This window comes from Companilactobacillus bobalius, from assembly GCF_002179915.1.
In the GTDB taxonomy this organism is placed as follows: Bacteria; Bacillota; Bacilli; order Lactobacillales; family Lactobacillaceae; genus Companilactobacillus; species Companilactobacillus bobalius.
The window spans coordinates 1-12561 of the sequence record NZ_MYFM01000009.1; the positions used below are offsets into that span (position 1 = coordinate 1).

The window sequence follows — 12561 nt, forward strand, 5'->3', positions numbered from 1 at the left end:
AATGATATCGGCAACGCTATTTTGCTTACAAAAATCATTAACTTTATTCAAAACATTAGTCTCAGCCCAAATTGCTTGATCAGGAATAAATTCTTTTACTAATTTCATTTTTCCACCTCATAGCCGTATCGAATGGTGTAAATACACTTTAAATACTTGTCAATGTCTTTATTCATTGTTATTCCTCTCTCTCATTCCTTATTTAACTTTTACTAATTTGTAAACATGTTCATGCTTGTATTTTTTATAGCTGCTTAATGTACATCCACGAATTGTACTGGGACTTTTGCCTAGCTTCATAGCTATTTGATTAATCGTGCCTTCGGCAATTAGTTTGTCATCACAAAAATATTTATAATTATGAAGGTGTTTTCGATTGATATACCACTTGCTATCATCCAGGAAGCCATCTACACATAATGCTCCAAAATAATCTTTGTTATAACCAGCCTTTTCAGCAATTTTATATTTAGGAAGGTTGGTATTATCAAGTAGTCGTTGTGCCTTACGTAGTCGGTCACTTTTATATACCTTCTTGGGATGCTCAATCGGATCAGAGAAACGTCTTTGTAATGCTTTCAAGCGAGGATCATTGGAAGCTTCTTTGCAGTTAACTGTCCCATAATCAGCTTCAATAGCTTGAACCATCTTTATTACCGAATTAGTCATTTTCTATTTCCTCCACAATCATTATGATTCGAATCCATACCCGACCAGCTCCTCATCTATTATTTTCAATGCATCTTCTGAACTTCGTGCTATACCGTGAATAATCCCATGATTAGCTAACATGTAATGAAACTGTTTCTGATCTTCACGTGCACGGCCACTCGGTCGCTTTACTTCTATAAAGAATATTTTTCCATTGCTATCTTTAAATCCAGTTAAGTCTGGGAAACCGCTGGGTGGTCCAGCACGGAAATATCCGCCCCTTTTCATCTCCACGGTACCTGTATTAGTTCTAAAGATATGACAGTGATGTTTACTTACATCAATCATAATTTGTGACTGAATTTCGTGTTCTTCTGCTTTATTTATAAAATCACCTCAAATGTGACGTGTTTAGTGACGGGTAGTCAAACGTCCACGAGCCTTACGGCTGTAAGGTTTCAGACCATATTTTTTTATATGTGACGGGTGACTCAAAAACTTTTTATTCTATGCTTATATATACGTGTTTCTTATATATATATATATATTATTTTCTTTATTACTTTTAAAGAAGTAACCCGTCACAGTATATATATAGCTGTGAAACACTTACAGTACCAACCGATAGCCTGTGAAACATACACATCACAATCCCGTCACATATTTATTTTTGATCCATCCAGTTCAATCTGGTGTCACTTTTAACTTTTAGTCCTTTGTATATTGCTCCTGCACGGGTATGAACTTTCTTAAAGCGATTAGTCATTTCTCTACCAAACTTCGTATTACTCATTTGATATTGAACGTTGTCTTCAGCCCATGACTTATAAAGTTTGTATAACTGACTAGCGTTTATCGTGTATTCGGTACCTGTATCACATGATTCTGATACAAACTGACTTAATACATCCATTTCTTCACGATAACCTTCACTTGCACTCTCTATCACTCTTGGAGTGTGGAGGCCATGTTGTTGCCACTTCAATGCTCCGTCAACAGCCCAGTTGAGTATTCCAATTGATTCACGAGCTAATTTGTACTTCAAGTCTTTATCAACTTGATCATCAGGAATCTGCACCGTAAATGGAATCAATCTGATACGTCTCCATATACCATCGTCAGTACCACGGATAATAGGCTTGTGGTTAGTTGCTAACCAGAGTTTAAATTCAGGTTCAAACTCAAATTCCTTACCGTACAATTGACGTGCTACAACTTTATCTCCACCAGTCAATTGCTTAACTAATCCTTCGTCCATTCTTAAACCTTCATTTGGTTCAGAACTGGTTACCAGTCTAGCTCCCGCCAGTCTGGCAATGTCCGAATTCGGACCACCAGAGTTTTGCTTGACCATGATTGAACTTGCTTGAATAGTCTTTGCATATGTTCCTAAAATATTGCTGATCGTTTCTAGGAATACTGACTTACCATTTCGACCATTCCCGTAAAGGATAAACATAATTTGTTCTTTGATTGAACCAGTCATTGAATATCCGACAGCCGTTTGAACGTAATCAATTAGTTCTTGATTGTGGTCGAATATTTGATCTAAAAACTTAATCCATTCATCACAACTTGCTTTATCGGAATACTCTACATTCGCTTCTTTGCTAAACAATTTATTTATATCATGGTCATGTAGCTCTCCACTTGCTAAATCGATATAACCGTTACTTGCGTTTAATAGTGTTTTATCAATATCAAACTCATTCGGTGCGACTGGCACTCTGTGTTTTAATTCGTCCATGACAGCCTTTTTAGCTGAATTACTACGTGAGTGCTTAACGAATTTATCGAATGCTTTTTTGATAGCAGCTTCTTCTTTTTCCTCTGCATTAGCTGGGATTTCAATTTTTTCTTTTCCAATGCTTTCTGTCATAGCATCAATTAATTGATGTATCTTGCCTGATTGGTCAACTTCCCAATAACTGCCATTGAATATGTACCAGCACTTGTTGATATAAGAGTATTTAATTAAATCACCAAACTGATCAATTACTCTATCGGCTTCACCGGTATCGTCCCATGAACGTCTTGGCAATTCCTTGTCAGGTTCTTTCATGAATTCAAGGTTGTAATGTTTAACTGTTCTATGTTCAGGATTGGTGAAAACATTGTTTGTATCATTGATAGCTTTGTTCAGAGTTGCTACGCCGTATGTAGTTTTACCGTGTTTCTCGTCCCACTTCTCTCGATACAATACCGATTGACGGAATATAGCATCCATCTTTCCAAAATCTCTACCAGTCCAAAATGCTAGGTAGTTTGCTAGTGCCAAGTCCGCTTCTGATTGAGAGCCATATAGTGGTTCCCAACCGCCATACATTAGAGCTTTGAAATTCTGACCGCTTTTACTATCGATAGCCTTTTTAATGATCTCGAATTCCGATAGATTATTAGGCTCTAAATCTGTGGAAGTTCTTAGTGGAACAATCTTCTTCTCAGCTAAATATCTGTCGTACAGAGCGTTTATATTAGCTTTGCTTATAGTTTTACTACTACCAAAACTATTGCCTGTGAGAGCGAAGAAACGACCATTATCGTACATCTCAATGTTATTCTTACGTCTTCTGCTCCCAGGTATCTCACCCTTGATAATGATGTGAATTCCTGCGCCTGATTGACTGATTTCTGTATACGATCTGGTGGCGTTCATGAACTCTGCAACGATGTTTTCTTCATAGTCACCTTGTCTGTATCTGAGAATGTCGTCTTCCACATGGTCAATATCAATTCCGGCATATCCGTTAGCAAAAAAGAAACTCAATCCGTCAAAATCCTTATTCAATTCCAACTCTGCTCTAGCTTGATCAAAAGTGGTCCACGTGTCTGCATTATTGCTCTGGGCTTTTTCACCATTGATAGCGTTGTAAGGAATTTTAGTATTTTTCTGACGTTCGGGAACCCACTTTAGTTTGAATAGTCCCCATTGTTTTAAGTCGCGTATTTCTTGTGGTATTTGGTCATAGTTTGTTACTAACTTCTCTGCCATTAGTTACCTCCTAGAATGGAAGGTCGCTGTCTGACACTTCCGGTGCTTTCTCATTTACTGGGTTAGGATCTTTAAATTTGTGTTGAACGTCTGGGAACTTAGTTTGACTGATTCCCCATGGTGCAATTTGATTGATTTCTCGTTCTTTACCGTTGTACGTATCGGTTGTCTTTTCAACATGAACAAGTACCGGCTTTCTTGAAATGATATCCATGAAAGACTGAACATCTGGAATATCTGTACCTTCTGGAATCTTGCAAGCGTCTAAGATATATTGGAAACCTTGCATATCGTATTGATTGGTTGCTTTACGTTTCCAGTTATCCATGAATACGCTTCGGTTATGATGTTTCTTTTGCAATTCACTTGCACCATCAAGATCGTTACGAACAACTAGTTTTAATTGAAGTGATTCCGCACCGTTCTTAGTTGCTCTTTCTTGTGCTGACTCGATAATCATTTCATAATCGCCTGTTGGCAGCGGTGTATATTTCTTTTCTTGGTTCTTTGAGTAATTTGTTTTGATAAATGACATTTAATTGTTTCCCCCGTTATATTGATCGTTTAATTTATTAAGAATGAACTTTAATCCATCACGCAAATTTTCAAATTCTATTGTTCCGCGAAATACTAAATGTGTTTTTCCTTTTGAATCAACGTATGACCCAAAATTTCCGCCATCACTATCTATTGTAATTTCAGTTAAACAGCTGTCGCCATCGGATGGATATTCACTAAGTACTTCATACCCGATTTTTACCCCATTCTCTATATCTATTCTGGACATTTAATTTGTCTCCTTTGTTATTGATGTACGAATCCACGTACCTTTGCTTGAAAGAATGACCAACCAGGCTTATAACCACGGGCTTTGCCAATCTTCTGTAAATCTCTAAAACTCGTTGCATCTTTCGGGTCCATCTTGCTGTATCGGACCTTTTCATAATCAGTTTTAAAGTGAAAATCTTTACCAATTTTTTCAACTTTCACTGACTTGTCTACTTTTAATTCTTTGTTCTCTACTCCAATTTCATAGCCACATATGGGACAAGTGCTATAAGCTGCTGATATTACGGCAAAGCAATGTGGACATGTTCTGATAGCAATTGAACTATTCCCACTATTTTTCTTCTTGTCTCGTCCCTCTAAGCTCCATTTTCTAGGAGTATCAGGTAATCCGAATCTTGTATAGTTTGCAACGTGATCAATAATCGTTGCCGTTTTATTTGGACGATATCTCATGCAACGCATTGATTGTTGGATGAATAGTGATAGCGATTCGGTGGGACGTAGCATTATTACTGTTTGACAATCTGGAACGTCCACACCCTCACCGTATAGCTCAGCATTGACCAGGATTGTTACTTTGCCACTTCTAAAATCATCCATGATTTGCTTGCGTTTATCTTTTGGTGTCTTACCATCAACTTGTAATGCTTTAAAACCGGCATCATTAAATTCCTTTGCGACCTTGATACTTGATTCAACGTTGTGTGTATAGATGATAGTTTTAGTATTGCTAGCGACTCGCTTGTATGTTTTGATGACATCCCCATAGATAATATTTTTAGATGCACTATCCATAGATTTAGAACTAAAATCTCCAGTTGAATTTTTCTTCAATTTCTTATCATCAATTAACTTGACTGAATAGTATTCATAAGGCGCCAAGAAATTATTATCAATTAACCAATCAATCTGTGGACCTAGTATTAAATCATCAAACACTTTTGATAATCCTTGTCCGGATAATCTAATAGGTGTAGCTGTGAATCCCACAACGTTAGCTTGCTTAAAATAATCAAATATTCGAGTGTATGATTTAGCTAGTGCATGGTGACATTCATCAACAAGAATTAACTGCGGTTTGTCTAATTTTTCCAATCGCCTTGTTACTGTCTGCACCATACCCACATAGCAGAGAGTCATATCAACTCCGTATGCTTTAAACGTCTGCTTAACTTGTTCAACAATCTCTCGTCTATGAACAACGAATAGAACGTTGTTGTGCTTGTCAGTAGCACTCTTAGCAATAGCAGCCATTGTTACTGTCTTACCTGAACCAGCTGGGGATTGAACCACTACATTGTGATTACCGTGAACTAAGGAATTCTTTAAGTCATTGATCAGTTTGTTTTGATAGTTTCTAAGAATGAACATAATTGCCTTTACGTGGTGGTGTTAACACTGCTTTTACGGGATTCCAACCACGTTCAATTCTTGAGGGTATCAGTCCCCGTCTATATCCCTTTATAGCTCCCCACTCTTTTAAGTTGTGTGTTTCGCCATTAATAGTTATAAACTTTGGATGCAAATTGCCTTTTGTTATAGCCTCATTAACACTCATTCCGTTTTTAATTCTTCTAGCCAAAGCCACTTCGGTTACTTTTGCACTATCAGCCCATTCTGCTAAGGTTTTTGTAACTCCATTCTCATCTGTAATTAAATGGTTGTTACTTCTATTGTTTTGCTGTACTTTTTGACTGACCCATCTACAATTGTTTGGCTCATAATTTCCATTCACATCAATACGATCAATGGTTAACCCGTACGAATATCCGTTTAATATTGACCAATTGAAGAAAGTTTCAAAATTATTTTGCCAGTTCTCACATAAATGAATTCCTCTAGCACCGTAATTTTTATATTTAGTTTGATTGGGATTATTGCATCTCTGTTTCATTCCATTCCAAACTCCATAAAGTGGATGCTTACTCTTTAGATGTGTTTTCGTCATCAGTTGTTTCACCCCACTTAAACAAATCACCTTGTAATGCAAATGAACGATTATCAATTTGATTCTTAACGTAATAAGCTGGTGTCGGTGCTAGTAAGTAACCACGTTTCTTTGTCTCATCATTGATAACTAATCTAGCGACGACGTTCATAAGTCCCATGATTTTATTAACTGACTTTTCTCTAATATCAGGAATCAGTTGCGTGAACGATTGACCTTCTGGGGAAATAATTTCTCGATTGCCTTCCCAAGCTGTGTAAATCTTATTAACATTTTGCCAACTGTTAATATACTGAATCATATCGTGGAGATAATATGTGTATTGGTTGTAATCTCCTTTCTGTGGAGTTCCCATATCTTTACCAGACTTAGTTTTACTTTCATTAGCCTTTTCACCGAACCATGATTGTTCAAATTCCGAAAGGTTATCAAAGAAAATATTGTCATACTTATCTAAGTAGTTATCATGAATGTCTTTCAACAATTGCTTTGTCTTAATTGCTGGATGAATTGTATCAAGGTAAACAATATCAATATTTGGTAGTCCAGATAGGACATTGGTTGTTCTATCCACATCGATTACAAGTGTTTTACCAGGCAAATACTTAGCAGTGGTTGTCTTACCAGTTCCTGGTTGTGCATAAATCAACACTGAAAAATCTTTTCCTTTAGTAATATCTGCTGCTTTTACTATTTCCATTTATCTAATTGTCATTCGTAACGATTTAACTAATTTACCGTCACCAACAACTTTTCCTTTCAACAAGTCTTCTTTGATCAATGCATTATCAGTTTGTGGTTTCATAACGAAATAAGAACTTGGTAATGTATCTTTATTAACTACTACTTCGTATTTGAATGTTCCCGGAACACTGTAAGTGTGACTAGCAGTTTTAACCTTAGTCTGGCCACTTGCGTTAATACTTTGTGCAATTATGTTACGTAGATATGCAATGTTTTTGTTAATTGCATTTTTTCGTAATGTAAGACGTTTTTTCTCGGAGTCAATTCCATCTACATCAGATTTGAGATTAGTAATTAAATTCATTACGTCATCGTATTCACTGCCTAAGTTAAGCTTGATTGAATCAGCAGTGTCATCAAATGTGGTGGGATCAATATCATCAGCATGATTTTGTAAATCTAACAATTTTCCTGTTAATTTATAAACGCTCATTTTCGTACTCCTTCTGTGGTATAATTTAACTAAATGTTAGTTAATGTATGCGCCCATTCTGATTGCCGTCAGACAGGCGTTTTTTTGTTGCTTTAATTTTCTAGCAGTTTCGTGGTATTTCTCACGATTACGATCAGACATAATCCAATGAAACAATAGTTGCCTGTTGCGGTAGTGGATGGATGCCATAATTACACGATTTACGTGCTCACTGATTGTTACCACACTCTCACTTCCCTTCTATGAGTAGTAGTGCTCAAAAGCCCGTTTGACGTCTTCTCGTGCTTTAGCCTGGTCGTCTTTGATCATTGCTTTCATGGCGTCTGTACGTTCAATCATATTTGAATACGCTTCTTTATCGTCTAGATTATTAGCATTGTCACGTTCACTCATTACTTCAGCAATCGAACCATCAGCATATCCAACGGACTCGCTTGTGTCCTTATATCGGTTCAATGCCTCATTGATATCTAAAACATCTTGATTAATTTCTGTCATCGTTTTCCTCCATTTTTTCGTCCTCTAAGTAGTCGTATGGTTCACAGTCACCTACTTTGTCGTATTCTTCTTCTGGCAATGGCTCATTTCTTAGCCACGCATCGAAGTTATCCATGTACTCATCTTCTTTGATATAATTTTCCTTGAGAAAGGAAGTGATAATAATGGAGCTTTCTAAAGAACAAATGAAATTGTTAAAACAAGTTAAAGAAAATAGTATTAATACTGATCCGGACTACTATTACAACAATCAAATACTTCAAGATTTAATGTATAAAGATGAATTAATCCTTGCGACAATGGAATGGGATGATAATAAAGAGACACTGTATCCCACATCTTATGTACTAACCGTAGATGGTAAAAATGAATTATCTAAAGCGATTGAAAAACGTAAGAATCATTGGAAGGATAAAATTCTTTATCCAATAATAACTGGAACAGTAACTGGTGTTATTGGTTATTTACTTGGTAAATTTGGCTAGTAGATAGCCTAAAATCAACCATATTATTCCCGATATTATGCTTGGTAACACTTTGCTTAATTTATTTTTCATATGGTTACCTCCTCATAAGTGAATTTCAATTCTTTGAGAACCATCGCTTACCACGAGATCAATGGAGTTCGGAAAATGATGAAACTCCTTCTCATATGTTTTCATAATATATTGACTAACTTTATCCCAATCGTCATTGAATTCCTTACTACTATCTATTAGTTCTTTCTTCATTTAATACTCTCCATTACGGCCACTGCAATCCAGCAAAGTACTGATATTCCTTGTAAAATCATTCCTACTACTTCCCAGTCAAAATCAAAATCTCTAAGCCACTCATGTATTCCTGTGATGACTTTTTTTAATGCACTCATAACATCCCTCCTTACATATAAAAGTCTGTATATTTATGTAAAAACTTACTGAAATTATCGCCAATCATCATGTATATGGTTAAACTGACAATCGCAATTATTGCTACTGGCACCCACACGATTGCTGGTATTGATATGCTTCTCATAAAACTCGCTCCCACACTTGTTTTTTTTTTATAAATCTTTAATGTAATCGTCTATTTCATTCGGATCATAAAGCTTGATGCCATCTATTACATGGAATGGTAGCCCTGGTAAATTCTTGCGAATCGTACTGTCAGCCATGCTTAAATAGTTCGGTAAGTCTTTAGTTCGTAGCCATTTACGTGTTAAAGCTTTAATGACTTGATCTATCAATATTTGAAACTGTCGTTCGCTTAGCAACATTTCAATTGGTCTAATTTCTCCCATTGTTTAGACCTCCTTTTTCTCAATGCTATAATTTTATTAATTAACCTAAATATGAGGAAAAATAATTATGGAACAAAAATTAGATATAGCATCTATTAGAATCATGAATTACATCGTTTCTGAAACCAAAAATGGAAATAAACCTAATGCACTTGATATTAGAAAAAAATTTCCAAAATATGATGATCAATTAAATTTGGAATATTTATATAGACTTGGTTACATTGATTCCATTAACGGTTTTTTTTCTGGTTTTATGACAGCAACTGGGATATACGGGTTTCGTCCAACTGCTAAGTTAATGAAATTTTTTGAATCTTGGAAAACTACATTAGTTCTTTTCTTTTTAAAAAGTATTCTTGTTCCAGTAGCGGTAACTGTAATTACTACACTTCTTATTCTTTTATTGAATTTAAAAAAATAAGAAAAACATCATCAAAAGTAAAATTATTATTATTCCTATTTCAATAAACGGATAAAATACTATGAAAATTGCCCATATCCAGCCTTTAAGGTTATCCATTGGTTAGACCTCCATAAGTTGTTCAATCATAGGATAAATATTGTGCTGCTTAAGAACTTCATATAGTCCTAAACGACCTTTTTGAGTCCACTTAGTGTTTAAAACAGCCTTTTCAGTTCCATCTTTTCGTTTAACCATCGTTGTATCTGAATGAGTCCAACCATTATGTTGATATTTAGAATAAAGCAACCACGTTTTACCTTGTTTATATTGAATTCCAAGTTCATGAAGTTTAGCGTTCATTTCTCTACCACTCATCCCATAATCTTTAGCAATGATAGTTATAGTTACTAATGATGGATTAGCAAGAACTTTGTCATAATAAGTAACTTTTGGTCTGTCCTCTGCTACTTGTTGTTCAGCAATCAATCTGCCTTCGCGTTCAGTTTTTAGCTGTGTGGCTAATTTGATTAAGTAATCAGGATCAGTCAACGTTTGCTCAATTGCGGAATCAGTTAAGTAAGCACCATGTTTTCTGATAGTTGGTAGGACTTCTGATGTAACCCAACGTTTGAATTCTTTTGCGGCTGGTAACTTGCTGGAAAGAATCAAACTGTAAAGTCCTGATTCATTAATGACTTTCATTTTTTGAATACCAGAGGGTGTAACGATTCGTTCCTCCCTCACATCTTCGACATCAACGTGATCGCTTATGGCTTTACGTCCATTTTTATATTTCAAGGTATTTGTAATGTCGTTACCAACAAAATAAGGTGCGTTATCAATTTGTACCGTTCGTACATTGTTTCCTTTAAAATTAAACTCCTGTAAGTTATTCATTATTTACTTCCCTCTTTTTTATAGATTTAAAACTCGTGCTACTTGTTCACGTAGTTCACGTGATTTAGGTGTCATGTCACCTTTAATAGCTCTATTTAGTTGCTGTGGATTAGCATGAATCAATTCAGCTAACTCTTTTTGAGTCATATCTCGATTAAGCAATGCAATCTTAATTGATCGTTCAATGTCATGTGCTACCTTTGCAAATTGTTGTTCTGGCATGTAATCAACTCCTTTCTATTGTTATAATTTGTTTATTCCATATATATTCGAGGTGAAAAGTATGACTGAACAAGAATTTGATAAAAAATTTGATGAATTCATAAAGCAATTTAATGAATCATTTGATTCAAAAGATAATATGGATCAAATAGGTAAAATTGCTTTAAAAAATACTGATAGTGAAGAGGATATCGCCTTTAATACTGAACACATCTATCAGCAACAACGTGTAGATAACCTAGTTAGACTTGCTTTAAAGAACTTTTTAGAGCTTGATTAAGGGCCTTTATTGATTTTTCTGATTGTTTCTCATCAATCAATATATCCAAATTAAATTTGTTGAAGCTTTGACTATTAATGGTAGTTAAAGCTTTTTCTTGTTCTTCCATCTTTCTCACTCCTTTCTATTGTTATAATTTGTTTATTCCATATATTCGAGGTAAAAATTGAAACCGATTTCGAACCTTATGAAGTTAACCTATCAACTGCAGAATGCCTAACACCAGAGCAAATATTGAAAGAATGGTAGATATTCCTAACATGAACCAATACTTTTGATCATTCATCTTTCTCACTCCTTTCTATTGTTATAATTTGATTAATTCATATATATTCGAGGTGAAAAATATGACCGATTCAATATTAGATTCTGTTGCATTTTTTCAAAAAGATGCATTGAAAAAGAACAAAAGAATAATTATTGGAATTGATTCAACCTTTGTTACTGGGCTGCCATTGAAAAATGATTTAGAAAAAATTGATAACCCATTAATAAAAGAGTTTTCTGAGATGCGTGCTAAAAATTCAAATTCTAAAGATTTTATAATCTTGAACGATGTATCTATACTTGGTACTGAAAAACACTTAGATTTTCTAGTGATTAGAATCCAAAAGGTTTCTGCGATTTCTCTTGATGACTAGTATCTCGTGTATTTGAATTAACTAATTCATAGAAAAGCATTTCATTTACCAGATGGAGTGCTTTTTCTTTTGTCTCATATGATTTACCAGATCTGTTTACCACTGTTAGTAGCTGATCAACTAAATCTTTATCAGAGAACATTTCGTATGAAAGGTATGGATTCATCTTTTGATATGAATACAATTTCTTTTCCCCCTTTACTGTTATTTTTTCATCAAGTTATTGACCTCAATTAGCACAGGTGCTAATATGAAGGCATACCAAATAAGCAATTTAAACCCTATTACTACCGCAATTCTCGCCAAAGCATTGTATCGGTGGTCGTTTGTTTTTGTTGCTCAATTACTTGATGAATTAATTATTACGCACAAATGCTAATTTTGCAAGTGTATTTACGCATTTGTGCTAATTAAATTCGTCAAACTTATGGAGAACATTGTTATGACAACGTTTGAACGAATTAAAAAAGTTTCAAAAGAACAGGGGTATTCCCTAACAAAACTAAATGACAAAGCTGGCTTAGGCACAAATTCCATATATCATTGGAAAACTAAAACGCCTAGTACTGAAAGCCTATCTAAGGTTGCTAATGTTTTACACGTATCTGTAGACTACCTATTGGGTAAAACCGATGATCCGGATGTTAACACTAAGTCTAAGAAAGTAGATATCAAAGATGCGATGCAAGACGATTACACTGTTATGAGTTATGGTGGTAGAGAAATACCACCGGAGGAATTAGAAATGATTAGGCGTATCTTAGACGGGGGAAAATAA

The 12561-nt window shown here is 35.1% G+C and carries 24 protein-coding genes; 5 read left to right on the forward strand and 19 right to left on the reverse strand.

Annotated features, from left to right (window positions below):
- Positions 1-198: 198 nt before the first annotated feature.
- From LKACC16343_RS12600 to LKACC16343_RS14635, 11 genes are all read right to left on the reverse strand, one after another.
- Positions 199-669: a helix-turn-helix transcriptional regulator gene (locus LKACC16343_RS12600; RefSeq protein WP_056950138.1), complete on the reverse strand. Its 471-nt coding sequence runs from the start codon at positions 667-669 to the stop codon at positions 199-201.
- A gap of 21 nt (positions 670-690) precedes the next feature.
- Entirely contained in the window at positions 691-999 is a 309-nt protein-coding gene (locus LKACC16343_RS12605; RefSeq protein WP_056950141.1) for a VRR-NUC domain-containing protein, read from the reverse strand.
- Positions 1000-1315: 316 nt separating this feature from the next.
- Positions 1316-3643 (reverse strand): phage/plasmid primase, P4 family, encoded by a 2328-nt coding sequence (locus LKACC16343_RS12610; protein WP_056950144.1) that lies wholly within the window; start codon positions 3641-3643, stop codon positions 1316-1318.
- 10 nt (positions 3644-3653) lie between these two features.
- Positions 3654-4178 carry a DUF669 domain-containing protein gene (locus tag LKACC16343_RS12615; RefSeq protein WP_056950147.1) on the reverse strand — a complete coding sequence of 175 codons (525 nt, stop codon included), beginning with the start codon at positions 4176-4178 and terminating at the stop codon, positions 3654-3656.
- Entirely contained in the window at positions 4179-4430 is a 252-nt protein-coding gene (locus LKACC16343_RS12620) for a hypothetical protein (protein WP_056950151.1), read from the reverse strand. It lies immediately after the preceding gene.
- 17 nt (positions 4431-4447) lie between these two features.
- On the reverse strand, positions 4448-5803 hold the full coding sequence (locus LKACC16343_RS12625) for a DEAD/DEAH box helicase (RefSeq protein ID WP_056950153.1): 1356 nt from the start codon (positions 5801-5803) through the stop codon (positions 4448-4450).
- Positions 5790-6380, reverse strand: coding sequence for a hypothetical protein (locus LKACC16343_RS12630; protein ID WP_056950156.1), 591 nt, complete (start codon positions 6378-6380; stop codon positions 5790-5792). Before LKACC16343_RS12630 ends, LKACC16343_RS12625 begins: the two co-directional genes overlap by 14 nt.
- Positions 6355-7080 carry an AAA family ATPase gene (locus LKACC16343_RS12635; RefSeq protein WP_056950159.1) on the reverse strand — a complete coding sequence of 242 codons (726 nt, stop codon included), beginning with the start codon at positions 7078-7080 and terminating at the stop codon, positions 6355-6357. The genes LKACC16343_RS12630 and LKACC16343_RS12635 overlap by 26 nt, the downstream gene beginning before the upstream one ends.
- Entirely contained in the window at positions 7081-7557 is a 477-nt protein-coding gene (locus LKACC16343_RS12640; RefSeq protein WP_056950162.1) for a siphovirus Gp157 family protein, read from the reverse strand.
- 240 nt (positions 7558-7797) lie between these two features.
- A complete protein-coding gene (locus LKACC16343_RS12645) occupies positions 7798-8055 on the reverse strand; it encodes a hypothetical protein (RefSeq protein ID WP_056950165.1) in 258 nt (85 codons plus the stop codon).
- Positions 8042-8170 carry a hypothetical protein gene (locus LKACC16343_RS14635; RefSeq protein WP_256970566.1) on the reverse strand — a complete coding sequence of 43 codons (129 nt, stop codon included), beginning with the start codon at positions 8168-8170 and terminating at the stop codon, positions 8042-8044. Before LKACC16343_RS14635 ends, LKACC16343_RS12645 begins: the two co-directional genes overlap by 14 nt.
- Before the next feature lie 49 nt (positions 8171-8219).
- Here LKACC16343_RS14635 and LKACC16343_RS12650 point away from each other — a divergent pair, with 49 nt between their 5' ends.
- Positions 8220-8540, forward strand: a complete 321-nt coding sequence (locus LKACC16343_RS12650; protein ID WP_056950168.1) for a hypothetical protein — start codon at positions 8220-8222, stop codon at positions 8538-8540.
- An 84-nt stretch (positions 8541-8624) separates the two neighbouring features.
- Here LKACC16343_RS12650 and LKACC16343_RS14385 read toward each other — a convergent pair whose 3' ends face one another.
- The 4 genes from LKACC16343_RS14385 to LKACC16343_RS12655 are packed head-to-tail and all read right to left on the reverse strand — an operon-like array spanning position 8625 to position 9337.
- Positions 8625-8786, reverse strand: coding sequence for a hypothetical protein (locus tag LKACC16343_RS14385; RefSeq protein WP_156638734.1), 162 nt, complete (start codon positions 8784-8786; stop codon positions 8625-8627).
- Positions 8783-8926, reverse strand: coding sequence for a hypothetical protein (locus LKACC16343_RS14390; RefSeq protein ID WP_156638735.1), 144 nt, complete (start codon positions 8924-8926; stop codon positions 8783-8785). The genes LKACC16343_RS14385 and LKACC16343_RS14390 overlap by 4 nt, the downstream gene beginning before the upstream one ends.
- Before the next feature lie 11 nt (positions 8927-8937).
- Positions 8938-9072, reverse strand: coding sequence for a hypothetical protein (locus tag LKACC16343_RS14640; protein ID WP_256970480.1), 135 nt, complete (start codon positions 9070-9072; stop codon positions 8938-8940).
- A gap of 28 nt (positions 9073-9100) precedes the next feature.
- Positions 9101-9337 (reverse strand): hypothetical protein, encoded by a 237-nt coding sequence (locus LKACC16343_RS12655; protein ID WP_056950171.1) that lies wholly within the window; start codon positions 9335-9337, stop codon positions 9101-9103.
- A 67-nt stretch (positions 9338-9404) separates the two neighbouring features.
- Between LKACC16343_RS12655 and LKACC16343_RS12660 the strand changes: the two genes are divergently transcribed.
- Positions 9405-9761, forward strand: coding sequence for a hypothetical protein (locus LKACC16343_RS12660; RefSeq protein ID WP_056950174.1), 357 nt, complete (start codon positions 9405-9407; stop codon positions 9759-9761).
- Positions 9762-9863: 102 nt separating this feature from the next.
- Here the strand turns inward: LKACC16343_RS12660 and LKACC16343_RS12665 are convergent, their stop codons facing one another.
- Together LKACC16343_RS12665 and LKACC16343_RS12670 are read right to left on the reverse strand one after the other, a co-directional pair.
- Positions 9864-10640 (reverse strand): phage antirepressor, encoded by a 777-nt coding sequence (locus LKACC16343_RS12665; RefSeq protein WP_056950178.1) that lies wholly within the window; start codon positions 10638-10640, stop codon positions 9864-9866.
- Positions 10641-10658: 18 nt separating this feature from the next.
- A complete protein-coding gene (locus LKACC16343_RS12670; protein ID WP_054642070.1) occupies positions 10659-10862 on the reverse strand; it encodes a helix-turn-helix domain-containing protein in 204 nt (67 codons plus the stop codon).
- Between the two features lie 61 nt (positions 10863-10923).
- Between LKACC16343_RS12670 and LKACC16343_RS12675 the strand changes: the two genes are divergently transcribed.
- Positions 10924-11142: a hypothetical protein gene (locus tag LKACC16343_RS12675; RefSeq protein WP_056950181.1), complete on the forward strand. Its 219-nt coding sequence runs from the start codon at positions 10924-10926 to the stop codon at positions 11140-11142.
- Here LKACC16343_RS12675 and LKACC16343_RS14395 read toward each other — a convergent pair.
- Complete coding sequence (locus tag LKACC16343_RS14395; RefSeq protein ID WP_156638736.1) at positions 11105-11251, reverse strand: hypothetical protein; 147 nt, start codon at positions 11249-11251, stop codon at positions 11105-11107. The genes LKACC16343_RS12675 and LKACC16343_RS14395 overlap by 38 nt on opposite strands.
- Positions 11252-11489: 238 nt before the next feature.
- Between LKACC16343_RS14395 and LKACC16343_RS12680 the strand changes: the two genes are divergently transcribed.
- Entirely contained in the window at positions 11490-11783 is a 294-nt protein-coding gene (locus LKACC16343_RS12680; protein ID WP_056950184.1) for a hypothetical protein, read from the forward strand.
- Here the strand turns inward: LKACC16343_RS12680 and LKACC16343_RS14185 are convergent.
- Positions 11743-11967, reverse strand: a complete 225-nt coding sequence (locus LKACC16343_RS14185; RefSeq protein ID WP_143444271.1) for a hypothetical protein — start codon at positions 11965-11967, stop codon at positions 11743-11745. The genes LKACC16343_RS12680 and LKACC16343_RS14185 overlap by 41 nt on opposite strands.
- Before the next feature lie 258 nt (positions 11968-12225).
- Here LKACC16343_RS14185 and LKACC16343_RS12685 point away from each other — a divergent pair, with 258 nt between their 5' ends.
- Positions 12226-12561: a helix-turn-helix domain-containing protein gene (locus LKACC16343_RS12685; protein WP_056950188.1), complete on the forward strand. Its 336-nt coding sequence runs from the start codon at positions 12226-12228 to the stop codon at positions 12559-12561.